We start from the raw sequence: 21,443 nt of genomic DNA, 5'->3' as shown, positions 1-21,443 counted from the left end.
ACGGGGGTCCTGGGGCCGGCGGCCTTCACGGGGAAGGCCGCCGGACTCCCGTCAGACCTCTTCGACGCTGCTCGGCTCGCGCCGGGACAGGTCGATGCCAAGCTCCTCCGCTGCGCGGAAGACGTCCTCGTCGGTGTCGCGCATCTCGATGGACATGCCGTCCGAGGACAGCACCTCCACGTTCAGGCACAGGGACTGCATCTCCTTGATGAGGACCTTGAAGGACTCGGGGATGCCGGGCTCGGGGATGTTCTCGCCCTTGACGATGGCCTCGTAGACCTTCACGCGGCCGGTGACGTCGTCGGACTTGATGGTCAGCAGCTCCTGGAGCGCGTAGGCGGCCCCGTACGCCTCGAGTGCCCACACCTCCATCTCGCCGAACCGCTGGCCACCGAACTGAGCCTTACCACCCAGCGGCTGCTGGGTGATCATGGAGTACGGACCGGTCGACCGGGCGTGCAGCTTGTCGTCGACCAGGTGGTGGAGCTTCAGGATGTACATGTAACCGACCGAGATCGGCTCGGGGAACGGCTCACCGGAGCGGCCGTCGTACAGCCGCGCCTTACCGGTCGGGAGCACCATGCGCTCTCCGTCGCGGTTCGGGATGGTGTGCTGCAGCAGACCCGCGAGCTCGTCCTCACGCGCACCGTCGAAGACCGGGGTGGCGACGTTGGTGCCGGGCTCGACCTTGTCGGCGCCGATGACCTGGAGCCGCTCGGCCCACTCCTCGGCGAGACCGGAGACGTCCCAGCCGCGGCTGGCGAGCCAGCCGAGGTGGATCTCCAGCACCTGTCCCGGGTTCATTCGGGACGGCACGCCGAGCGGGTTGAGGATGATGTCGACCGGGGTCCCGTCCTCGAGGAACGGCATGTCCTCGATGGGCAGGATCTTGGAGATGACGCCCTTGTTGCCGTGACGGCCGGCGAGCTTGTCACCGTCGGTGATCTTGCGCTTCTGCGCGACGTAGACGCGCACCAGCTGGTTCACACCGGGGGGAAGCTCGTCGCCCTCCTCGCGGTCGAAGACGCGGACGCCGATGACCTTGCCGATCTCGCCGTGCGGCACCTTCAGCGAGGTGTCACGGACCTCACGGGCCTTCTCACCGAAGATCGCGCGGAGCAGGCGCTCCTCCGGGGTCAGCTCGGTCTCACCCTTGGGCGTGACCTTGCCGACGAGGATGTCACCGGCGACGACCTCGGCACCGATACGGATGATGCCGCGCTCGTCGAGGTCGGCGAGGACCTCCTCGGAGACGTTCGGGATGTCCCGGGTGATCTCCTCGGGGCCGAGCTTGGTGTCACGGGCGTCGACCTCGTGCTCCTCGATGTGGATCGAGGAGAGGACGTCGTCCTGCACGAGGCGCTGCGACAGGATGATCGCGTCCTCGTAGTTGTGACCCTCCCACGGCATGAACGCGACCAGCAGGTTCTTGCCGAGCGCCATCTCGCCGTTCTCGGTGGCCGGGCCGTCGGCGAGGACCTGGCCCTCGACGATCCGGTCACCCTCGGAGACGATGACCTTCTGGTTGACCGAGGTGCCCTGGTTGGAGCGGGAGAACTTGGCCAGGCGGTACGTGATGTACGTGCCGTCGTCGTTGGTCGTGGTGATGTAGTCCGCGGAGACCTCCTGGACCACACCCGCCTTCTCCGCCTTGACCACGTCACCGGCGTCGACGGCGGAGCGGTACTCCATGCCGGTGCCGACGAGCGGGGCCTCGGACTTGATCAGCGGCACGGCCTGCCGCATCATGTTCGCGCCCATGAGGGCACGGTTGGCGTCGTCGTGCTCGAGGAACGGGATCATGGCGGTCGCGACCGACACCATCTGGCGCGGCGAGACGTCCATGTAGTCGACCTCGTCGCCGGGGACGTAGTCGACCTCGCCGCCGCGGCGGCGGACCAGGATGCGGTTCTCGACGAAGCGCATGTCGTCGCTCAGCGGCGCGTTGGCCTGGGCGATGACGAAGCGGTCCTCCTCGTCGGCGGTCAGGTAGTCCACCTCGTCGGTGACCTGGCCGTCCACGACCTTGCGGTACGGCGTCTCGATGAAGCCGAACGGGTTGATCCGCCCGTAGGAGGCGAGCGAACCGATCAGACCGATGTTCGGGCCTTCAGGGGTCTCGATCGGGCACATGCGGCCGTAGTGCGAGGGGTGCACGTCACGGACCTCGAAGCCGGCCCGCTCACGGGAGAGACCACCCGGGCCGAGGGCGTTCAGACGACGCTTGTGCGTCAGCCCCGACAGCGGGTTGTTCTGGTCCATGAACTGAGACAGCTGGCTGGTGCCGAAGAACTCCTTGATGGAGGCGACGACCGGCCGGATGTTGATCAGGGTCTGCGGCGTGATCGCCTCGACGTCCTGGGTGGTCATGCGCTCGCGCACGACGCGCTCCATACGGGCGAGACCCGTACGGACCTGGTTCTGGATCAGCTCGCCGACGTTGCGGATGCGGCGGTTGCCGAAGTGGTCGATGTCGTCGGTCTCGACGATGATCGAGCGGCCCGACTCGCCGACCGTCTCGGTCTCACCGGCGTGCAGCTTCACCAGGTACTTGATCGTGGCGATGATGTCGTCGGTGGTGAGCACGCCGGCGTCGAGCGGCTGGTCGCCGCCGAGCTTCTTGTTGACCTTGTAGCGGCCGACCTTGGCCAGGTCGTAGCGCTTGGGGTTGAAGTAGAGGTTCTCGAGCAGCGTCTGCGCGGCCTCACGGGTGGGGGGCTCGCCCGGACGCAGCTTGCGGTAGATGTCGAGCAGCGCGTCGTCCTGGCCCTGGGTGTGGTCCTTCTCCAGGGTGGCGCGCATGGACTCGTACTCGCCGAACTCCTCGAGGATCTGCTCGGTGGTCCAGCCGAGCGCCTTCAGGAGGACGGTGACGGACTGCTTGCGCTTGCGGTCGATGCGCACACCGACCATGTCGCGCTTGTCGATCTCCATCTCCAGCCAGGCACCCCGGGACGGGATGATCTTGGCGGAGAAGATGTCCTTGTCGGACGTCTTGTCGATGGAGGAGTCGAAGTAGACGCCGGGCGAGCGGACCAGCTGGGACACCACGACACGCTCGGTGCCGTTGATGACGAAGGTGCCCTTGTTCGTCATGAGCGGGAAGTCGCCCATGAAGACGGTCTGGGACTTGATCTCGCCGGTCTCGTTGTTGGTGAACTCGGCCGTGACGAAGAGCGGGGCGGCGTACGTGAAGTCGCGGTCCTTGCACTCGTCGATGGAGTTCTTCGGCGGCTCGAAGCGGTGGTCGCGGAAGGTCAGCGACATCGACCCGGAGAAGTCCTCGATCGGGGAGATCTCTTCGAAGATCTCCTCCAGACCGGACTTGGTGGGGACGTCGTGCCCGTTCTCGAGAGCCTCCTCGACGCGAGCCTTCCAGGCGTCGTTGCCGAGCAGCCAGTCAAAGCTCTCGGTCTGCAGCGCGAGAAGGTTCGGAACCTCGAGGGGCTCCTTGATCTTTGCAAAGGAGATGCGCAGCGGGGCGGTGCTGGCGCCGTTGTTCGTATTCGCGGTCGAGGCGTTGCGCGAGGCGGCCAAGAGGGGGTCCTTCCGAGGGCTCGGACTCACTACGCGCGTACCGGCCCCCCACTGGGCGCGGGGACGGACATTCCAGGTCGGAAAGGATCCGGTCGTCCGTGCTCGAGTGAGGGCATGCCCCTGGTGACGGGCAGGGGACAGCTAACAGGCAGCGCAAAGGGACAGTGTAGCCACTTGGCACACTGATGTCCAATGCGGTGTACGAGACCGGTTGGAGGCCCTCGTTGTACTCAACTCCTGCGGCAAGGCGCTGCCCTCAACGCACCGTGATACTGCCCTCTTTGCCGTCGATCCATGCCTCGGATTCGGATCCTTGTGACGACGCGTCCTGAGAATTGCGCGCTGCGTGCGGTTCGTCAAGGGCCCCCCTTGTTCGAACCGCCGCCGGCCGGCTCATCTCCGCGGCCCCTCGGAGGCACAACGAAGATCACCATACCCCCCGCCGTCCCGGGTGCAAGGCAGTCGCCGCCGACCCCCCGGTACGCCGAAGAGCGACCACCCGGATGGATGATCGCTCCTCGGCGCTTGAGCGTTACACGCCCCGTGGGACGCGTGTCGGATCCTGTCGGACCCGGAAGGTGTTACTTGACCTCGACGGAGGCGCCGGCGGCCTTGAGGGACTCGGCAGCCTTGTCCGCGGCCTCCTTGTTGACCTTCTCCAGGACCGGCTTCGGGGTGCCGTCCACGAGGTCCTTGGCCTCCTTCAGACCCAGGGAGGTCAGCTCACGCACGACCTTGATGACCTGGATCTTCTTGTCGCCGGCACCGGTGAGGACGACGTCGAACTCGTCCTTCTCCTCGGGGGCCTCGGCGGCGGCGCCACCACCGGCACCACCGGCAACGACGACCGGCGCGGCAGCGGCGGCGGTGACGTCGAACTTCTCCTCGAAGGCCTTCACGAACTCGGAGAGCTCGATGAGGGTCATCTCCTCGAACTGCGCGAGCAGGTCTTCCTGGCTGAGCTTCGCCATGATGGCGGTCCTTCCACTAAATCGGCAGGTGCCGGATGTACGGGGTGAGGCGGGCGTATGCCTGACGGCATTACTCCGTAGACGTCGGGCCCGCGTCGACCCTCACCTCAGGCGGCGAGGATCGGAAAGCGAGCCGAGTTACTCGGCACCGCCCTGCTCGTCCTGCTTGGCACGGAGCGCGTCCACGGTGCGGACGAGCTTCGACGGCAGCGCCTGGAAGACGGAGGCAGCCTGGGACTGCTTCGCCTTGAAGGCACCGGCCAGCTTGGAGAGCAGAACCTCGCGGGACTCGAGGTCCGCAAGCTTCTTGATCTCGTCGGCGGACAGCGCCTTGCCGTCAAGGACACCGCCCTTGATGACGAGATTCGGGTTTTCCTTGGCGAAGTCACGAAGACCCTTCGCCGACTCCACCGGGTCACCGGTGACGAAGGCGACCGCCGTCGGGCCAGCGAAGAGCTGGTCGTCGAGCGTGATCCCGGCCTCGTTGGCCGCAATCTTGGTCAGCGTGTTCTTCACCACGGCGTACTGGGCGTTCTCACCGAGCGAACGACGCAGCGTCTTGAGCTGCGCCACGGTGAGACCGCGGTACTCGGTCAGCACGGCGGCGTTGGAGCTGCGGAACTTGTCCGTCAGCTCGGCAACCGCGGCAGCCTTGTCGGGCCTCGCCATAGAGCCTCGGCCTCCTTCCGGGTGATTCGGACCGCGCGGACCCGAAGGAGGACTGGGGAAAACGAAACGCCCCGGGCGCAGGCGCACGGGGCGAAGCTCAACCGGTTCTCCGCGCCTTTCGGCGGCGGTCTCCCGGGAACTCTTCCAATGTCACCTACGCGGGTCGTCCGCAGTTCAGCGGATCCTTCGGCCACCGTGCCCTCGTACGAGCGCACGGCAACGACCAGCGGTCTTTGGCTTCGGTGGAAGACTACGTGAACGGATCGGCGTGAGGCAAATCGGCCGAACGGGGGCTCCCGGCGCACTCCTGGGCGCCGGGAGCCGACGGCTCGGAGGCCGGCTCGGGGGACTAGGAAGCCGCCCCCGCGCCCAGCGACTCCAGCTCCTTCATCAGCTGCATGAAGTCGAAGGTCTCGCCCGCGGCCGGCGCCTTCACCTCGGCCTTGGCGCCGTAGTCCGAGTAGTGGGCGGTCATCTTCATCGTGCCCTGGTCCATGGTCATGCCGACGACCATCTTGGCCGGGTAGTCGTCCTCGTTGACCCAGACCTCGGTGTCGTAGCCCTTCAGGCCCGTCTTCTTCATGTTGGCGACGAGCTGCTCGCGCTCGGCCTTGGTGAACAGCCCGTCGAGCGCCTTGTTGGTGTCGAGCATCTCCTCGACGGTCAGCGTGCCCTTGTAGTGCTGCGTCTCGACGCCGTCGACCTTCTCCGGGCCCACGTGCTTCAGGCTGGGCGAGCCCAGCAGCATGGCCAGCTGCTGCGCCGGGTCCTGGTTCATGTTCTCCAGGCCGCCGGTCATCTGCTTCTGGACCTCCGGGTCGCCGGTCGCGTCGGCGAGGGCCTTGAAGTCCATCTTCATCCAGCGCTTGCCGTCCATCTGCGCGGCCTGCTCGGCACCCATGTCCATGTACATGACGCCGTCCAGCATGATCATGCGGGCCTCCTGGGGCCCGTCCGGGGAGCCCGCGGCGAGGGCCGAGCCCTTCATGGTGACGTCCATGACGGCCGGGTCCCACCCCTGGACACCGGACATCTCCACGGTGCCGCCGCCGTCCAGCCCGGCCGGCATGGTCATCGTCATCCGGACCTTCGAGGACTTCGCCTCGGACGTCTTCTTGAACGCGGCCTGGAGGACCTCGGTCGCCTCGTTCTGCGTCTGGGCCTCGGAGCCGGACGAGCCTCCGGCCTTCTTGCTCCCGCCCCCGTCACCGTCCTGGCACCCCGCGAGGCCCACGACGACCGCTGCGGCCGTCAGACAGACACCCGCGCGCTTCCATGCGGCCATGGCCATGAATACCCACCCCTGATGTTTCGCCGTGCTCCGTGTGTGATTCCTGTGCACGGTAACCCACCGCGCCGACACTGGCGTACGAAAAAACCCGTCCCCCCACCCGAGTTGGGTGTGAGGACGGGTTCTTCGATGCGTGCGCACACCGGCCCGTCGGCCGGCTCACCCGGCTCAGACGGCGGCCGGGTCCTCCTCGACGAGGAGGTTGCGGGTGCGGTTCGGGTCGAGCGGAATGCCGGGGCCCATCGTGGTGGTGAGCGCGGCCTTCTTGATGTAGCGACCCTTGGCGGCGGACGGCTTCAGACGGAGGATCTCCTCCAGGGCCGCGCCGTAGTTCTCCACCAGCTTGGTGTCGTCGAACGACGTCTTGCCGATGATGAAGTGCAGGTTCGCGTGCTTGTCGACACGGAACTCGATCTTGCCGCCCTTGATGTCGTTGACGGCCTTGGTGACGTCCGGGGTCACGGTGCCGGTCTTCGGGTTCGGCATCAGACCACGGGGACCGAGCACGCGGCCGAGGCGGCCGACCTTGCCCATGAGGTCCGGGGTGGCGACGACGGCGTCGAAGTCCAGACGGCCCTTCGACACCTCGTCGATCAGCTCGTCGGCGCCGACGATGTCGGCGCCCGCGGCGCGTGCGGCCTCGGCACGGTCACCGGTCGCGAAGACCAGGACCCGGGCGGTCTTACCGGTGCCGTGCGGGAGGTTCACGGTGCCACGGACCATCTGGTCGGCCTTGCGCGGGTCGACACCCAGACGGAAGGCGACCTCGACGGTGCCGTCGAACTTGGTCGTGGACGTCTCCTTGGCGAGACGGACGGCCTCGAGCGGGGCGTACAGCTTCTCCCGGTCGATCTTGGCGTCCGCAGCGCGGAGAGACTTGCTGCGCTTGCTCACTGAAAGCTCCTGTGCGTTCGAGGAGTTGTGGTCCGGGCCGAGCCGGCCCTGCCACTACTGCTTGGCTTACGGGGGTGGAGGTCAGCCCTCGACCGTGATGCCCATGGAACGGGCGGTGCCGGCGATGATCTTCGACGCGGCGTCCAGGTCGTTGGCGTTGAGGTCGGGCATCTTGGTCGTGGCGATCTCACGGACCTGGTCGGCGGTGATCTTCGCGACCTTGGTCTTGTGCGGCTCGCCGGAGCCCTTCTCCACGCCCGCGGCCTTGAGGATCATCTTCGCGGCCGGCGGGGTCTTGGTGATGAAGGTGAAGGAGCGGTCCTCGTAGACCGTGATCTCCACCGGGATGACCCAACCGCGCTGCGACTCGGTCGCGGCGTTGTAGGCCTTGCAGAACTCCATGATGTTGACGCCGTGCTGGCCCAGCGCGGGGCCGACCGGCGGGGCCGGGTTCGCGGCACCGGCCTGGATCTGGAGCTTGATGAGCCCCGTGACCTTCTTCTTCTTGGGAGGCATGGCTCTCCGGGTCCTTTCGATTCGGGTCCTGCCGGCGTCCTGGCGACAACCAGGACGCAGGCATACCGCACAACGATAACGGGTATGGATGCGCGGCCAAAAACCGAGCAGGTCAGACAAACGCGCGAGCGTTCGCCTGACCTGCGCGGAAGCTGTGCAACAGCCGGTCCAGAAGGGCTAGTTCTTCTGGATCTGGTCGAAGGAGAGCTCGACCGGCGTCTCGCGGCCGAAGATCTCCACCAGACCCTTGACCTTCTTGGAGTCGGGGTTGATCTCGTTGATGGTCGCCTGGAGCGTGGCGAACGGACCGTCGGTGACGGTGACCGAGTCGCCGACCTCGAAGTCCAGCACCTGGACCTCGACCTTGCGCTGCGGCGCCGGCTTGCCCTCGGCCTCGGCGGCCTCGCGGGCGGCCTTCTCCTCGGCCTCCGGGGCGAGCATCTTGACGATCTCGTCCAGGGTCAGGGGGTACGGGTCGTAGGCGTTGCCCACGAAGCCGGTGACACCGGGAGTGTTGCGCACGACACCCCAGGACTCGTTCGTCAGGTCCATGCGGACCAGGACGTAGCCCGGGAGCTTGTTCTGCTTGATCGTCTTGCGGTCGCCGTTCTTGATCTGGACGACCTCTTCCTGCGGCACCTCGGCCTGGAAGATGTAGTCCTCGACGTTCAGCGAGACGGCGCGCTGCTCGAGGTTGGTCTTCACGCGGTTCTCGTAGCCCGCGTAGGTGTGGATGACGTACCACTCGCCGGGCAGGGACCGCAGCTCCTCACGGAGCTTCTCGACCGGGTCGCGGTCGTCCTCGGGCTCCTCCTCGGCCGCTTCCGCGGCTTCGGCGGACTCGTCCTCGTCGGTCTCACCCTCGACGGCCTCGCCGTCGGTGGTGTCGGCAGCCTCGGCCTCTGCGGGGGCCTCGGTGTCCTCGACGACCGTGGCCTCGACGGCGGCGGGCGCGTCCTCGGCGGACTCGGCCCCTTCGCCGTAAGGCTCGACGGCGTCGTTCACGTTCGGGTCAGACACGGTGGCTGCTTCTTCCTGGATACATAGGGGTGGAACATGCGAAAGGAGCGCCGGGTACCTCGGCGCTCTTCGCTCGGGGATCAGCCGAAGACGTACTTGGCGGCGTGACTGAGGCCATAGTCGATCAGGGTGATCAGGCCGATCATCAGGACCACGAAGACGATCACCGCGGTCGTGTACGACGTCAGCTGGTTGCGGGTGGGCCAGACAACCTTGCGAAGCTCCGCGACGATCTGGCGGTAGAAGAGCGCAAGGCGCTTCAGGGGGCCCTTCTTGGCCCGCTTGCCGCCCTTACGAGGCTTCTTGGAGTCTGCCGCGTCCTGGGCATCAGGCATGTCGATGGAGCCCACGGCGTCCGTCACTCGTCCTCACCTGATTCCGGGTCGTGGCCGTGCCGCGCCCGGTCTGAGCCGCACGGCGGTGCATTGCTGTACGTACATGCGCACACATCCTGGCGAAGGAGTGTGTAGCAGGGCCGGAGGGACTTGAACCCCCAACCGCTGGTTTTGGAGACCAGTGCTCTACCAATTGAGCTACGACCCTTTGTGCGTCCCCCAACGTACCGCATCCGACCGGAAGCTTGGTGTGCACCGGCTGAGCGCGGACCGCTGAAGGCCAACGAGGTGTGAGTGTACGTGTTCCTGGGCCGGGCGTCGAACAGAAAGTGCCTGCGAGGGGCCGCACCGGCCGTACGACGGCCGAAGATCGTCCTGGCCACGCCGTCGGCGAACGCGCCGCTCGGACTGGTGTTCAGCGGTTTGCCCGGTGTTGTTCAGTCCGTGAAACCGCTGTGCCGACTGTGTTTCGTGTCTGGAACGATGGGCGCATGAGCGCTGCAACCCCTCCCACCGAGCGCCGGGTCTCCGCCCGAGTCGGCGCGATCTCCGAGTCCGCCACCCTCGCCGTGGACGCCAAGGCCAAGGCCCTCAAGGCCGCCGGGCGACCGGTGATCGGCTTCGGCGCCGGTGAGCCCGACTTCCCGACGCCGGACTACATCGTCGAGGCCGCGATCGAGGCCTGCAAGAACCCGAGGTTCCACCGGTACACGCCGGCCGGCGGCCTGCCCGAGCTGAAGAACGCGATCGCCGCCAAGACGCTGCGCGACTCCGGCTACGAGGTCGACCCGTCCCAGATCCTCGTCACCAACGGCGGCAAGCAGGCCATCTACGAGGCCTTCGCCGCGATCCTCGACCCGGGCGACGAGGTCATCGTCCCGGCGCCGTACTGGACGACGTACCCGGAGTCGATCCGGCTCGCGGGCGGTGTCCCGGTCGAGGTCGTCGCCGACGAGACCACCGGCTACCGCGTCAGCGTGGAGCAGCTGGATGCGGCCCGCACCGAGAAGACGAAGGTCGTCCTGTTCGTCTCCCCGTCGAACCCGACCGGCGCGGTCTACAGCGAGGCCGAGACCGAGGCCATCGGCAAGTGGGCCGTCGAGCACGGCCTGTGGGTGCTCACCGACGAGATCTACGAGCACCTCGTGTACGGCGACGCCGTCTCCGTGTCCCTGCCCGCGCTCCTGCCCGAGCTGCGCGACAAGTGCGTCGTGGTCAACGGCGTCGCCAAGACGTACGCGATGACCGGCTGGCGGGTCGGCTGGGTCATCGGCCCGAAGGACGTGGTGAAGGCCGCGACCAACCTGCAGTCGCACGCCACGTCGAACGTGTCGAACGTCGCCCAGGCCGCCGCTCTCGCCGCCGTCTCCGGCGACCTGGACGCGGTGGCGACGATGCGCGAGGCGTTCGACCGGCGCCGGAAGACCATCGTGCGGATGCTCAACGAGATCGACGGCGTGGTCTGCCCCGAGCCCGAGGGCGCGTTCTACGCCTACCCGTCGGTGAAGGCACTGATCGGCAAGGAGATCCGCGGCAAGCGTCCGCAGAACTCCGTAGAGCTCGCGGCGCTCATCCTGGAGGAGGCCGAGGTCGCGGTGGTCCCGGGTGAGGCGTTCGGCACGCCGGGCTACCTGCGGCTGTCCTACGCGCTGGGCGACGAGGACCTCGTCGAGGGCGTGAGCCGGATCCAGAAGCTGCTGGCGGAGGCGCGGGACTGACACCCCGTCCCTTCCGCATCGGGGGCGCCCGGATTCCTTCCGGGCGCCCCCGTTCATGTGTGCGAGCAAGACCACGAACGGCGAAAGCGCTACCGGCACGGCCGGAACGTGCGGCAGGATCGGCGAATGGAGCGTGTACGTGATGTCTCTGAGCTGCCGAAGGCCCACCTGCATCTGCACTTCACCGGGTCCATGCGGCCGAGCACCCTCATGGAACTGGCCGACAAGTACGGGGTGCGTCTGCCCGAGGCCCTGACCGACGCCCTGACCGGCGGGGAGCCGCCCCGACTGCGGGCCACGGACGAGCGCGGCTGGTTCCGCTTCCAGCGTCTGTACGACGCGGCACGCTCGTGCATCAGAGCGCCCGAGGACATCCAGCGGCTGGTGCGGGAGGCCGCCGAGGAGGACCTGCGGGACGGCTCCGGCTGGCTGGAGATCCAGGTCGACCCGACGTCGTACGCGCCGCGGCTGGGCGGGCTGATCCCGGCGCTGGAGGTCATCCTCGACGCGGTGGACACGGCGGTCCGCGACACCGGGCTCGGAATGCGGGTGCTGGTGGCCGCCAACCGGATGAAGCACCCCCTGGACGCCCGCACGCTGGCCCGCCTCGCGGTGCGTTACGCCGACCGGGGGATCGTCGGCTTCGGGCTCTCCAACGACGAGCGGCGCGGGATGGCCCGCGACTTCGACCGGGCGTTCGCCATCGCACGGGAGGGCGGGCTGCTGTCGGCCCCGCACGGCGGCGAGCTGGCGGGGCCGGCGTCGGTCCGCGACTGCCTGGACGACCTGGACGCGCACCGGATCGGCCACGGCGTGCGGGCGGCGGACGATCCGCGGCTGATGAAGCGGCTCGCGGACCGGGGCGTCACCTGCGAGGTGTGCCCCGCGTCGAACGTCGCCCTCGGCGTCTACGACAAGCTGGCCGACGTCCCCCTGCGCACGCTGTTCGAGGCGGGCGTGCCGATGGCGCTGGGCGCGGACGACCCGCTGCTGTTCGGCTCCCGGCTGGCGGCGCAGTACGAGATCGCGCGCCGGTACCACGCCTTCACGGACGCGGAGCTCGCCGAGCTGGCCCGGCAGTCCGTCCGGGGCTCGGCGGCGCCGGAGGACGTCAAGGAGAAGCTGCTGTCGGGCGTCGACGCCTGGCTGACCGCCCCGGTCGGGTGACGTGGGCGTAGGGCGGATACGGCTTGTAGCAGATCAGGACCTCGTGCGGGTGTCCTCCGCCCGGCTGCTGCACGAGACCGGCAAGGCTGGACACCATCGCGAGCCGCCCGTTCGTGACGCCTTTCCGACGCGACGCCTTTCCGACGCGGTCCCCAGCCAGCCGCGTAGGCGAAGGACATGGCCGCCTCGGCGAAGACGTCCCGGCTACCGAAGAGGAAGAACGTGCGGGCGTGCAGGGCGTGCCGCAGCTCGTCACGGCAGCCGGGACGCACGGCGCGCTCACGCCGGGCGGCCGCGTCACGGTCGGTGCGCACCTCGTCGGTCCGCACGGTCAGGGGCGTCCCCGGACCGAGGGCGCGGCGCACGCGCGGCCACGCGCTCGGGCGCAGTCCGTAGGAGTGGTGGGCCAGGACCAGGTCCACGCGCTGCCCCGTGCCCTCGTCGGGCGGCACCGCGTCGCGCAGCGGCACATGGACGAGGGTGTGGCGGGAGTACGCGGCGAAGGAGAACAGGCCGGCGAGGCGGTTCAGTCCGTCGTGGTCCCCGAGGAGCATGCCGATGGGCTCGGGAGCGAACAGCGACGTGTGGCGCAGCGGCTGACGCGGCCGGACGACACGGTGCTCGTGCGGACCGGTGCGGGGGCGGTGCTGGAGCAGTCTCAGCTGCATGCGGGGAACCTCACCGGCCCATGATCACGGGCGGGTGAGCCGCACGGCAACGGAGTTCGCGGAGCTACAGCCCGACGCCGACCATGACCGGTTCGTTCACCAGGGTGATCCCGAACGCGTCGCGGACGCCCGCCACGACCTCGCGGGCCAGCGCCAGCAGGTCCTCCGTGGTGGCCTGACCGCGGTTGGTGAGGGCGAGGGTGTGCTTGGTGGAGATGCGGGCGGGCCCGTTGCCGTACCCCTTGGTGAAGCCGGCCTTGTCGATCAGCCAGGCCGCGGACGTCTTGGTGCGCCCCTCACCGGCGGGGTAGGCGGGCGGCTCCACGCCGTCCCCCAACCGCTCCCGCACACGCGTACGGAATGCGGCGAACGTCTCGTCGTCGAGGATCGGGTTGGTGAAGAAGGACCCGGCCGACCAGGTGTCGTGGTCCTCGGCGTCCAGCACCATGCCCTTGCCCGCGCGGAGCTTCAGCACCGTGTCGCGGGCGGTGGCCAGCGGCACCCGCTCGCCGGGGGCGACGCCGAGCACGCGGGCCGTCTCGGCGTACTTGACCGGGCCGGACAGACCCCCGGCGTCCTCCAGCCGGAAGCGGACGCGCAGGACGACGTACCGCTCGGGGTCGGCCTTGAAGCGGCTGTGCCGGTACGAGAAGGCGCACTCCTCGTTGGAGAGCGTGACGGTCCCGCCGGAGCGCCGGTCGTAGGCGATCACCTCGGTGATCGTGGAGGAGACCTCCTGGCCGTACGCCCCGACGTTCTGGATGGGGGTGGCGCCCGCCGAGCCGGGGATGCCGGCCAGGCACTCGACGCCGGCCAGCCCGGCCTCCACGGTGGCCGCGACGGCGTCGGTCCACACCTCGCCGGCGGCCAGTTCGAGGTCGGTGCCGTCGAGGGTGACGCCCTTGGTCGCGACGACGAGCGCGGTGCCGTCGAAGCCCTTGTCGCCGATGACCAGGTTGGAGCCGCCGCCGATGACCAGCAGCGGGGTGCCGGCGGCGTCGGCCTCGCGGACGGCGGCGATCACCTCGTCGTCGGTGGTCGCGGTGACCAGCCGGGTCGCGGGGCCGCCCAGCCGGAAGGTGGTCAGCGGGGCGAGGGGGGCGTCGTGGAGTTCCTGCACGGGCTCAAGACTACGAGACGGCGCCGCCGCCCCCGCTCCCCCGCCGTCCGGTCCGGTTCAGGCGAGCCGGACGACCGCCCGGGAGACGCCCAGGACCTTCTGTCCGGCGCTGGTCGCCACGAGGTCCACCCGCACGGTGTTGTCGTCGAGCTTTGCGGCGACCTTGCCGCTGACCTCGATGAGGGCGCCCTTGTCGTCGTCGGGCACGACGACCGGGCGGGTGAAGCGGACGCCGTACTCGACGACCGCGCCCGGGTCGCCGACCCAGTCGGTCACCACGCGGATCGCCTCGGCCATGGTGAACATGCCGTGCGCGATGACGTCCGGGAGGCCCACCTCCTTGGCGAACCGCTCGTTCCAGTGGATGGGGTTGAAGTCGCCGGAGGCACCCGCGTACTGGACGAGAGTGGCGCGTGTCACGGGGAACGTCCCCGCGGGCAGCTCGGTCCCGACCTCGACGTCGGCGTAGGAGATCTTCGCCGTCATGGTGTGATTCACGCCTCCTCGGCCGCGCGGGCCACCAGCTTGGTCCAGGCGGTCACGACGTGTGCGCCGTCCTGGTCGTGCACCTCGCCGCGGATGTCCAGTATGTCGTTGCCGGCCATCGTCCGGATCGTCTCGATGGTCGACGTGACAGTGAGCCGGTCACCGGCGCGCACCGGCCGGTTGTAGGCGAACTTCTGGTCGCCGTGCACCACCCGGCTGTAGTCGAGGCCGAGCTGCGGGTCGGCGACGACCTGCCCCGCGGCCTTGAACGTGATGGCGAACACGAAGGTCGGCGGGGCGATCACATCGGGATGGCCGAGCGCCTTGGCGGCCTCCGCGTCCGTGTACGCCGGATTGGCGTCCCCCACTGCCTCGGCGAACTCGCGGATCTTCTCCCGGCCCACCTCGTAGGGCTCGGTGGGCGGGTACGTCCGCCCCACGAAGGACTGGTCGAGCGCCATGCGCGCGGCACCTCCTGTGTCGGTTCAGGACCGACGTGTCTCACGGCGAGTGATGTCGGTGGTGAAACGACACGAGGCCGCCCCCCGACTGGGGGGACGGCCTCGTGTACGAGCCTGTTTTTATCGCGTTTCGCGATGCGCGGTGTGCGCATTGCAACGCGGGCAGTGCTTCTTCATCTCAAGACGGTCCGGGTTGTTACGCCGGTTCTTCTTGGTGATGTAGTTCCGCTCCTTGCACTCCACGCAGGCCAGCGTGATCTTCGGGCGGACGTCGGTGGCAGCCACGTGAGTGCTCCTTGACGAACGGATGGACTTGATTAACGCAAGAAGAGTAGCCGATCGAAGGACCGACCCCGCAATCGGCTACTGTCTGTAGCGGTGACCGGACTTGAACCGGTGACACAGCGATTATGAGCCGCTTGCTCTACCGACTGAGCTACACCGCTTTGATGCGATCGGGCCCCGCCTCGCGGCGGGAACCTCACACACCAGAGCCCCAAAACGGAATCGAACCGTTGACCTTCTCCTTACCATGGAGACGCTCTGCCGACTGAGCTATTGGGGCGAGCGATGAAGACATTACACGGTCCGCCGCCGATCGCCCAAATCCGTTTCCGGTGCCTGTCCCCCTCCCGGCGGACGGACCACGCCGGTACGACTATTGCGCTCCTCCCGGCGCGTGGCGGGCGGTCATCCTAGGCTCGACTCACTCTGCGTGATCTTGTCTCAGCGTGACGTGCGTCCTCGTGCGCAGCCCGAGTCCCAGGAGCGCGATGCCCGACAACCGGCCGCAGCCACCGTCCCACCCGTGGTCCTCGCCCTCCGGTTCGTCCCCGGGCGAACCGGCCCCGCTGCTGCTGTGCGGTGCCCGTCTCACCGACGGCCGGACCGTGGACGTACGGCTGGGCGGCGGACGCATCGAGGCCGTCGGTACGGCCGGCAGCCTCGCCCCGGACGCCACGCGCGCGTACGTGCCCCGGCTCGACCTCACCGGCTACCTCCTCCTCCCGGCCCCCGCCGAGCCGCACGCCCACGCGGACACCGCGCTGTCCGCCGACGAGCCGGGGCCCGTCTCCGACGACCCGCAGGACGTCCAGCGCCGGGCGACCGAGGCGGCGCTGCTCCAGCTCGGGCACGGGGCGACGGCGCTGCGCGCGCATGTGCGGGTGGGGGACATGGCCGGGCTGGGCGCGCTGAAAGCCGTGCTGCGCGCCGCGCGTTCGCTGCGCGGGCTGGCCGAGCTGACCACGGTGGCGATGCCCCGGGTGCTGACCGGGGCGGCCGGGGCGGACGGGCTGGCGGTGCTGCGGGACGCGGTGAAGATGGGCGCCTCCGTGGTGGGCGGCTGCCCGGACCTCGACCCGGACCCGGCGGGCTATGTGGAGGCGGTGCTGGAGGTCGCCTCCGAGCACGGCTGTCCCGTCGACCTGCACACCGACGCGGCCGACCCGGCCCGGCTGGCCCGCTTCGCGGCGATGGCGGGCGGTCTGCGGCCCGGGGTGACGCTCGGCCCGTGCGGCGCCCTCTCCGACCTGCCCGCCGACCTGGCGGCCCGCACGGCGGACCGGCTCGCGGCGGCCGGCGTGACGGTGGTGTGCCTGCCCCAGGGCGGCTGCGGCGCGGCCGAGATCCGGGGTGCCGCGCCGGTGCGGCTGCTGCGTTCGGCGGGGGTGCGGGTGGCGGCCGGGAGCGGCGCCCTGCGGGACGTGTCGAACCCGGTGGGCCGGGGGGACCCGCTGGAGGCGGCGTACCTGCTGGCCTCCTGCCAGGGCCTGCCCCCCGAGGACGCGTACGCGTCCGTGAGCACGGCGGCGCGGGCGGCCATGGGCCTGCCTGAGGTGCGCGTGGAGGCGGGTTTCCCGGCCGATCTGCTGGCGGTCCGCGGCGACGGCCTCCCGGCCGCGCTGTCCCTGGCGTACAGCCGTGTCGTGGTGCACGGCGGCCGGGTGGTCGCCCGGACGAGCGCGGTACGCGAGTACTGCGACTCGGCGGCCTCCGGCACGGGGCCGGGGCTGCCCCGGCAGGGGCGGGGGCCGGCGTAGCGGTGGTGGGTGCCGGCCGTGACGGCGGTGGGGCGGCGCACGTGGGGCGGACGCGGGACGGGGGTGCGGGACCGCCTCGGCGGAGGCATTGACCGGTGTGGCGCCGCGGGCTTGTCGTGGACGCGGGCGTGTCGCTGAGTCGCGCGGCGAACGGGCCTGCCGCGGCGTACGGTCGAAGACATGCGCATTGTCATCGCTGGTGGTCATGGTCAGATCGCGCTGCGGCTGGAGCGTCTGCTCGTCGCACGCGGGGACGAGGCGGCGGGCATCATCCGCAAACCCGAACAGGCGGACGATCTGCGGGAGCTGGGCGCCGAGCCGATCGTGCTCGACCTGGAGTCGTCGTCGGTGGAGGAGGTCGCGCGTCACCTGGAGGGCGCGGACGCGGCGGTGTTCGCGGCGGGTGCCGGTCCGGGCAGCGGCGTGGGCCGCAAGGAGACCGTGGACCGGGCGGCGGCGGTCCTGTTCGCCGACGCGGCCGTCCGCGCGGGCGTACGCCGCTTCGTGATCGTGTCGTCCATGGGCGCGGACGCGAAGCACCAGGGCGACGAGGTCTTCGACGTGTACCTGCGCGCCAAGGGCGAGGCGGACGCGTACGTGCTCGGTCTGGACGCCCTGGACGCGACGATTCTGAGGCCCGGTCAGCTCACGGACGAGCCCGGCACCGGACTGGTGCGTCTGGAGGCCCGCACGGGCCGCGGACCGATCCCCCGGGACGACGTGGCCGCCGTGCTGGCGGAACTGGTGGACACGCCCGCGACGGCGGGCCTGACCCTGGAGCTGATCAGCGGTTCCGCACCGGTGTCGGTGGCCGTGAAGTCCGTCGCCGGCAACTGAGGCGCGGGGCGCGGACGTCAGAAGAGGGGCATCTGCCCGGGGAATTCCGGCACCACGTACCCGTCCAGCGACGGCTGTTCGGGCCCGGGCAGGGCGAGCCGGCGCGACCCGGGGCAGGAGGTCAGCTCGCCGCTGCCGCGGGCGCCGGGCGGATCGTGCCGCGCGTACCGTCCGGCGACGACGGCGATCTCGCGACGGCACTCGGGGCACGGACGGCGACGGGACGACATGCCCCCAGTGTGCCCCGCGCCCCGCCCCACCGGGCCGTCAGTCCCCGCTCCGGCGGGCCTCCGGCCCGGCCCCTCACGCGTCCCGCGACCGCGTGGTTCAATGCCCCGCATGGAGGCTCACGGTACGCACCTGGGACCGTTGGAACTGGTCGGCGGGCGTTGGGCAGTCGGAGACGCCACCCGCCCGGACACCCACTGGGTGGAGATCCGCCCGGACGGGCTCCATCAGCACGAGCCGGACTCCGAGGGACGGCTGGTCCCGTGGTCGAGGATCATGACCGGTGTCTGGCTCACCTGGGGCAAGCATTCCGGGAGCACGAACAGCAGGGGCATGTACACGTTCAAAGGGCTGGTCGCCGAGCGCGACGGAGGCTGGCTGCACATGACGCTGCGCCACCCGTACGAGAGCCACCAGCTCCGCTTCGACCAGCACACGCGCCCGTACCGGGCGGTGGATGTCCTCCGGCTGGAGAGTCTGCTGCGGCAGCTCGTCGACGAGGGGAAGCTGCACCTCCTCGGCGACCCGGAATGGGTGGGCCGCGCCGTGGCCTGCCTGACCGGCGGGAGGAACAGCTGGCTCACGCAGCGTGCGCTGCGGCGGGCTGCGACCGAGGCCATAGCGACGGCCGGTCCCGGCGGCCTCTGACGGCCCACCGCCGCCGACGGCGCTCGCGCACGCGGTGCGGCGGGCTCATCCAGGGCACCGGATACGGCGGGGTGAACGACGAAAGGGTCTGTGATCAGCATTGCTGCTGATCACAGACCCTTTCGGTCGTGTGGCGGCGCCAGGATTCGAACCTGGGAAGGCTGAGCCGGCAGATTTACAGTCTGCTCCCTTTGGCCGCTCGGGCACACCGCCGGGTTTGCTGCACCTGAGGCCGCCTCTCGGCGGTGCTCGCTGGCAACGACGTAAACAATACCCGATGGGAAGGGGTGCTCCGCCACCCGATTGATCTCCACCCCGGGGCCGGGGGATGACTAGGCTGGTCCGGATGCGGTCCGGGGCCGACACCGGGCCCGGAGGCCGCCTCACGTACGCCGGTACGCGTCCGGCGCGCAGCCCGATACGCACCCCGATACAAGGAGCCACAGGACATGGCCGACTCCAGTTTCGACATCGTCTCGAAGGTCGAGCGGCAGGAGGTCGACAACGCCCTCAACCAGACCGCCAAGGAGATCTCGCAGCGCTACGACTTCAAGGGCGTGGGCGCCTCGATCTCGTGGTCCGGCGAGAAGATCCTCATGGAGGCGAACTCCGAGGACCGGGTGAAGGCAGTCCTCGACGTCTTCCAGTCCAAGCTGATCAAGCGGGGCATCTCGCTGAAGGCCCTGGACGCGGGCGAGCCGCAGCTCTCGGGCAAGGAGTACAAGATCTTCGCGTCGATCGAGGAGGGCATCTCCCAGGACAACGCGAAGAAGGTCGCGAAGATCATCCGGGACGAGGGCCCCAAGGGCGTGAAGGCCCAGGTGCAGGGTGACGAGCTGCGCGTCAGCTCCAAGAGCCGCGACGACCTCCAGACCGTCATCGCGCTGCTCAAGGGCAAGGACTTCGACTTCGCCCTGCAGTTCGTGAACTACCGGTAGATCCGCCGGCGCGCCGGACGGACGGGGAAGGGTGGGTGCCGCTCGGGTGCCCGCCCTTTTCGCGTGCGCGGCGCCGTCAGTCGCGCGAATGGCCGAACAGGATGCGGTAGGCGATCAGCAGGACCAGCGAGCCGCCGATCGCGGCCACCCACGTGGTGCCGTCGTAGAAGTCCTTGCTGATCGGGTGGTCGAGCCAGCGGGACGAGATCCAGCCGCCGATGAACGCGCCGGCGACACCGATCAGCGTCGTGCCGATGAGACCGCCCGGGTCGCGGCCGGGCAGCAGGAACTTCGCGATGGCCCCGGCCAACAGGCCAAGGATGATCCAACTGATGATCGTCATGCCGAGTACCTGCCCTGTCCCGTCGGCCTTTGCACCATGAAGGACGTCACGAGTCCACCTTCCGGTTGCTCTTGATCAGTAGGGTGCGGCCTCATGACGAACCCGCCGGAACCCGGACTGCGCCGCACCCTCGGTGCGAGTGACGCCGTCGTCGTCGGGCTGGGCTCGATGCTGGGGGCGGGGATCTTCGCCGCGCTCGCGCCCGCCGCACGTGCGGCCGGTTCCGGACTGCTCCTCGGGCTGGCGGCCGCCGCCGTGGTCGCCTACTGCAACGCGGACTCCTCCGCGCGCCTCGCCGCCCTGTACCCGGCCTCGGGCGGCACCTACGTGTACGGGCGTGAGCGGCTCGGCGATTTCTGGGGCTACCTGGCCGGCTGGGCGTTCGTGGTCGGCAAGACGGCGTCCTGCGCGGCGATGGCGCTCACCGTGGGGGCGTACGTCTGGCCGGGGCAGGCGCACGCCGTGGCCGTGGGCGCCGTGGTGCTGGTCACGGCGGTCGACTACGGCGGTGTCCAGAAGTCCGCGTGGGTGACCCGGGTGATCGTGGGTGTGGTCCTGGCGGTCCTCGCTTCCGTGGTGGTCGTGTGTCTGACGTCGGGGGAAGCCGACTTCGGGCGTCTGGACACCGGTGTCGAGGGCGGGGTCGGCGGGGTGCTCCAGGCGGCGGGTCTGCTGTTCTTCGCGTTCGCGGGATACGCGCGGATCGCGACCCTCGGCGAGGAGGTGCGGGATCCGGCGCGCACCATTCCCCGGGCCGTCCGGGTGGCGCTGGGTGTCACTCTGGCCGTGTACGCGGTGGTCGCTGTGGCGGTCCTTTCCGTTCTCGGGGCTCGGGAGTTGGGTGAGTCCTCCGCGCCGCTGGCCGACGCGGCGCGGGCCGCCGGGGTGCCCGGGCTCGCGCCGGTGGTGCGGGCGGGTGCGGCGGTGGCCGCGCTGGGGTCGCTGCTGGCCCTGCTGCTGGGGGTGTCGCGGACGACGCTGGCCATGGCCCGGGACCGTCACCTCCCGGGAGCGCTGGCCGCCGTGCACCCGCGGTTCCGGGTGCCGCACCGGGCGGAGCTGGCCGTGGGCGTTGTCGTCGCCGTCCTGGCCGCCACCGTGGATGTGCGGGGCGCTATCGGGTTCTCCTCCTTCGGTGTGCTGACCTACTACGCGGTGGCGAACGCCTCGGCCTGGACGCTCGGTCCGGGAGTGGTGGCCCGCGTGGTGCCGGTGGTGGGGCTCGCCGGGTGCCTGGTCCTGGCGTTCTCGTTGCCGGCGGTCTCGGTGGCCGTGGGCGCGGCGGTGCTCGGCGGGGGTGTGGCGGCCTACGGCGTGCGGAAGGTGTGGGGGCGGCGGAAGGCCAGGGGCGGGCGGTAGCCCACGGCGTCAGGGCCCCGGGGGCCGTCCCGAAGCGCGCCGGGGTGTGTCAGGGCCCTCGGCGTATGCGGTGCGGCGGAACCAGCGGCTCGTACGGCTTCTCGTGCTCGGTCATGGGTTCACCATGCGGTCCGGCCGCGAGCCGTGTGCGGGCCTGTGGACAACTCCGCGGTTGTGGACAACTCCCCCGCCGTC

Annotated in this window: 22 protein-coding genes and 4 tRNA genes; 8 read left to right on the top strand and 18 right to left on the bottom strand. The window is 69.7% G+C overall.

The window, feature by feature from the left end; genetic code table 11:
• Nucleotides 1-51: 51 nt before the first annotated feature.
• From rpoB to F3L20_RS03185, 9 genes are all read right to left on the bottom strand, one after another.
• On the bottom strand, nt 52-3,537 hold the full coding sequence (rpoB, locus tag F3L20_RS03230) for a DNA-directed RNA polymerase subunit beta (protein WP_145829784.1): 3,486 nt from the start codon (nt 3,535-3,537) through the stop codon (nt 52-54).
• A 581-nt stretch (nt 3,538-4,118) separates the two neighbouring features.
• Nucleotides 4,119-4,508 carry a 50S ribosomal protein L7/L12 gene (rplL, locus tag F3L20_RS03220; RefSeq protein WP_145829783.1) on the bottom strand — a complete coding sequence of 130 codons (390 nt, stop codon included), beginning with the start codon at nt 4,506-4,508 and terminating at the stop codon, nt 4,119-4,121.
• Between the two features lie 138 nt (nt 4,509-4,646).
• Nucleotides 4,647-5,177, bottom strand: a complete 531-nt coding sequence (rplJ, locus tag F3L20_RS03215) for a 50S ribosomal protein L10 (RefSeq protein WP_145829782.1) — start codon at nt 5,175-5,177, stop codon at nt 4,647-4,649.
• Between the two features lie 349 nt (nt 5,178-5,526).
• On the bottom strand, nt 5,527-6,468 hold the full coding sequence (locus F3L20_RS03210) for a hypothetical protein (protein WP_150152041.1): 942 nt from the start codon (nt 6,466-6,468) through the stop codon (nt 5,527-5,529).
• Between the two features lie 168 nt (nt 6,469-6,636).
• Nucleotides 6,637-7,362 carry a 50S ribosomal protein L1 gene (gene rplA, locus F3L20_RS03205; RefSeq protein WP_145829780.1) on the bottom strand — a complete coding sequence of 242 codons (726 nt, stop codon included), beginning with the start codon at nt 7,360-7,362 and terminating at the stop codon, nt 6,637-6,639.
• Nucleotides 7,363-7,443: 81 nt separating this feature from the next.
• Nucleotides 7,444-7,878 carry a 50S ribosomal protein L11 gene (gene rplK, locus F3L20_RS03200; protein WP_024883170.1) on the bottom strand — a complete coding sequence of 145 codons (435 nt, stop codon included), beginning with the start codon at nt 7,876-7,878 and terminating at the stop codon, nt 7,444-7,446.
• Between the two features lie 177 nt (nt 7,879-8,055).
• Entirely contained in the window at nt 8,056-8,898 is an 843-nt protein-coding gene (gene nusG / locus F3L20_RS03195; RefSeq protein ID WP_150152038.1) for a transcription termination/antitermination protein NusG, read from the bottom strand.
• Between the two features lie 80 nt (nt 8,899-8,978).
• A complete protein-coding gene (secE, locus tag F3L20_RS03190) occupies nt 8,979-9,260 on the bottom strand; it encodes a preprotein translocase subunit SecE (RefSeq protein ID WP_145829778.1) in 282 nt (93 codons plus the stop codon).
• A 108-nt stretch (nt 9,261-9,368) separates the two neighbouring features.
• A tRNA-Trp gene (locus tag F3L20_RS03185) sits at nt 9,369-9,441 on the bottom strand.
• 283 nt (nt 9,442-9,724) lie between these two features.
• On the opposite strand from F3L20_RS03185, the gene F3L20_RS03180 reads away from it, so the two are divergent.
• From F3L20_RS03180 to F3L20_RS34240, 3 genes are all read left to right on the top strand, one after another.
• Nucleotides 9,725-10,951, top strand: a complete 1,227-nt coding sequence (locus tag F3L20_RS03180) for a pyridoxal phosphate-dependent aminotransferase (protein WP_150152035.1) — start codon at nt 9,725-9,727, stop codon at nt 10,949-10,951.
• Nucleotides 10,952-11,077: 126 nt separating this feature from the next.
• Nucleotides 11,078-12,118 carry an adenosine deaminase gene (locus tag F3L20_RS03175; RefSeq protein WP_150152032.1) on the top strand — a complete coding sequence of 347 codons (1,041 nt, stop codon included), beginning with the start codon at nt 11,078-11,080 and terminating at the stop codon, nt 12,116-12,118.
• 401 nt (nt 12,119-12,519) lie between these two features.
• On the top strand, nt 12,520-12,810 hold the full coding sequence (locus tag F3L20_RS34240; protein WP_206338853.1) for a hypothetical protein: 291 nt from the start codon (nt 12,520-12,522) through the stop codon (nt 12,808-12,810).
• Between the two features lie 40 nt (nt 12,811-12,850).
• On the opposite strand, the gene F3L20_RS03165 is transcribed toward F3L20_RS34240, so the two are convergent.
• The 6 genes from F3L20_RS03165 to F3L20_RS03140 all read right to left on the bottom strand — a co-directional run bounded on the left by F3L20_RS03165 (nt 12,851) and on the right by F3L20_RS03140 (nt 15,418).
• Complete coding sequence (locus F3L20_RS03165) at nt 12,851-13,906, bottom strand: UDP-N-acetylmuramate dehydrogenase (protein WP_150152028.1); 1,056 nt, start codon at nt 13,904-13,906, stop codon at nt 12,851-12,853.
• A gap of 57 nt (nt 13,907-13,963) precedes the next feature.
• Nucleotides 13,964-14,392 (bottom strand): MaoC family dehydratase, encoded by a 429-nt coding sequence (locus tag F3L20_RS03160; RefSeq protein ID WP_145829831.1) that lies wholly within the window; start codon nt 14,390-14,392, stop codon nt 13,964-13,966.
• A gap of 8 nt (nt 14,393-14,400) precedes the next feature.
• Complete coding sequence (locus F3L20_RS03155) at nt 14,401-14,853, bottom strand: MaoC family dehydratase N-terminal domain-containing protein (RefSeq protein ID WP_145829773.1); 453 nt, start codon at nt 14,851-14,853, stop codon at nt 14,401-14,403.
• 120 nt (nt 14,854-14,973) lie between these two features.
• Complete coding sequence (gene rpmG, locus F3L20_RS03150; RefSeq protein WP_003948671.1) at nt 14,974-15,138, bottom strand: 50S ribosomal protein L33; 165 nt, start codon at nt 15,136-15,138, stop codon at nt 14,974-14,976.
• A gap of 88 nt (nt 15,139-15,226) precedes the next feature.
• Nucleotides 15,227-15,299: transfer RNA gene (locus tag F3L20_RS03145), tRNA-Met, on the bottom strand.
• 46 nt (nt 15,300-15,345) lie between these two features.
• Nucleotides 15,346-15,418 (bottom strand) — tRNA-Thr (locus F3L20_RS03140).
• Nucleotides 15,419-15,626: 208 nt separating this feature from the next.
• Here F3L20_RS03140 and F3L20_RS03135 point away from each other — a divergent pair.
• Entirely contained in the window at nt 15,627-16,895 is a 1,269-nt protein-coding gene (locus tag F3L20_RS03135; protein WP_150152025.1) for an amidohydrolase family protein, read from the top strand.
• A gap of 180 nt (nt 16,896-17,075) precedes the next feature.
• Nucleotides 17,076-17,732, top strand: a complete 657-nt coding sequence (locus F3L20_RS03130; RefSeq protein ID WP_150152023.1) for an NAD(P)H-binding protein — start codon at nt 17,076-17,078, stop codon at nt 17,730-17,732.
• Between the two features lie 17 nt (nt 17,733-17,749).
• On the opposite strand, the gene F3L20_RS03125 is transcribed toward F3L20_RS03130, so the two are convergent.
• Nucleotides 17,750-17,962 (bottom strand): hypothetical protein, encoded by a 213-nt coding sequence (locus tag F3L20_RS03125; RefSeq protein WP_078540711.1) that lies wholly within the window; start codon nt 17,960-17,962, stop codon nt 17,750-17,752.
• 109 nt (nt 17,963-18,071) lie between these two features.
• Between F3L20_RS03125 and F3L20_RS03120 the strand changes: the two genes are divergently transcribed.
• Nucleotides 18,072-18,608, top strand: a complete 537-nt coding sequence (locus F3L20_RS03120; protein WP_167534452.1) for a hypothetical protein — start codon at nt 18,072-18,074, stop codon at nt 18,606-18,608.
• 131 nt (nt 18,609-18,739) lie between these two features.
• On the opposite strand, the gene F3L20_RS03115 is transcribed toward F3L20_RS03120, so the two are convergent.
• Nucleotides 18,740-18,821: transfer RNA gene (locus F3L20_RS03115), tRNA-Tyr, on the bottom strand.
• A gap of 236 nt (nt 18,822-19,057) precedes the next feature.
• Here F3L20_RS03115 and F3L20_RS03110 point away from each other — a divergent pair.
• Complete coding sequence (locus tag F3L20_RS03110) at nt 19,058-19,546, top strand: YajQ family cyclic di-GMP-binding protein (RefSeq protein ID WP_030823445.1); 489 nt, start codon at nt 19,058-19,060, stop codon at nt 19,544-19,546.
• 76 nt (nt 19,547-19,622) lie between these two features.
• Here the strand turns inward: F3L20_RS03110 and F3L20_RS03105 are convergent, their stop codons facing one another.
• Nucleotides 19,623-19,889: a GlsB/YeaQ/YmgE family stress response membrane protein gene (locus F3L20_RS03105; protein WP_145829768.1), complete on the bottom strand. Its 267-nt coding sequence runs from the start codon at nt 19,887-19,889 to the stop codon at nt 19,623-19,625.
• A gap of 93 nt (nt 19,890-19,982) precedes the next feature.
• Between F3L20_RS03105 and F3L20_RS03100 the strand changes: the two genes are divergently transcribed.
• Complete coding sequence (locus F3L20_RS03100) at nt 19,983-21,248, top strand: APC family permease (protein WP_150152016.1); 1,266 nt, start codon at nt 19,983-19,985, stop codon at nt 21,246-21,248.
• Nucleotides 21,249-21,443 lie beyond the last annotated feature (195 nt).

The sequence above is a fragment of the Streptomyces tendae genome, from assembly GCF_008632955.1.
Lineage (GTDB): Bacteria > Actinomycetota > Actinomycetes > Streptomycetales > Streptomycetaceae > Streptomyces.
Note: the sequence above shows the minus strand (reverse complement) of the source record. Positions and strands in the feature narration are given on the sequence as shown.

Excerpts from the sequence above, each read along its gene's own strand:
- F3L20_RS03125 (WP_078540711.1), bottom strand. The coding sequence starts at position 17,962 with ATGTCGTCCCGTCGCCGTCCGTGCCCCGAGTGCCGTCGCGAGATCGCC.
- F3L20_RS03135 (WP_150152025.1), top strand. The coding sequence starts at position 15,627 with ATGCCCGACAACCGGCCGCAGCCACCGTCCCACCCGTGGTCCTCGCCC.
- F3L20_RS03100 (WP_150152016.1), top strand. The coding sequence starts at position 19,983 with ATGACGAACCCGCCGGAACCCGGACTGCGCCGCACCCTCGGTGCGAGT.
- rplJ (WP_145829782.1), bottom strand. The coding sequence starts at position 5,177 with ATGGCGAGGCCCGACAAGGCTGCCGCGGTTGCCGAGCTGACGGACAAG.
- F3L20_RS03160 (WP_145829831.1), bottom strand. The coding sequence starts at position 14,392 with ATGACGGCGAAGATCTCCTACGCCGACGTCGAGGTCGGGACCGAGCTG.
- F3L20_RS03110 (WP_030823445.1), top strand. The coding sequence starts at position 19,058 with ATGGCCGACTCCAGTTTCGACATCGTCTCGAAGGTCGAGCGGCAGGAG.
- F3L20_RS03180 (WP_150152035.1), top strand. The coding sequence starts at position 9,725 with ATGAGCGCTGCAACCCCTCCCACCGAGCGCCGGGTCTCCGCCCGAGTC.
- rplK (WP_024883170.1), bottom strand. The coding sequence starts at position 7,878 with ATGCCTCCCAAGAAGAAGAAGGTCACGGGGCTCATCAAGCTCCAGATC.
- F3L20_RS03105 (WP_145829768.1), bottom strand. The coding sequence starts at position 19,889 with ATGACGATCATCAGTTGGATCATCCTTGGCCTGTTGGCCGGGGCCATC.
- F3L20_RS03175 (WP_150152032.1), top strand. The coding sequence starts at position 11,078 with ATGGAGCGTGTACGTGATGTCTCTGAGCTGCCGAAGGCCCACCTGCAT.
- rplL (WP_145829783.1), bottom strand. The coding sequence starts at position 4,508 with ATGGCGAAGCTCAGCCAGGAAGACCTGCTCGCGCAGTTCGAGGAGATG.
- F3L20_RS03130 (WP_150152023.1), top strand. The coding sequence starts at position 17,076 with ATGCGCATTGTCATCGCTGGTGGTCATGGTCAGATCGCGCTGCGGCTG.
- F3L20_RS03210 (WP_150152041.1), bottom strand. The coding sequence starts at position 6,468 with ATGGCCATGGCCGCATGGAAGCGCGCGGGTGTCTGTCTGACGGCCGCA.
- F3L20_RS03120 (WP_167534452.1), top strand. The coding sequence starts at position 18,072 with ATGGAGGCTCACGGTACGCACCTGGGACCGTTGGAACTGGTCGGCGGG.
- F3L20_RS03155 (WP_145829773.1), bottom strand. The coding sequence starts at position 14,853 with ATGGCGCTCGACCAGTCCTTCGTGGGGCGGACGTACCCGCCCACCGAG.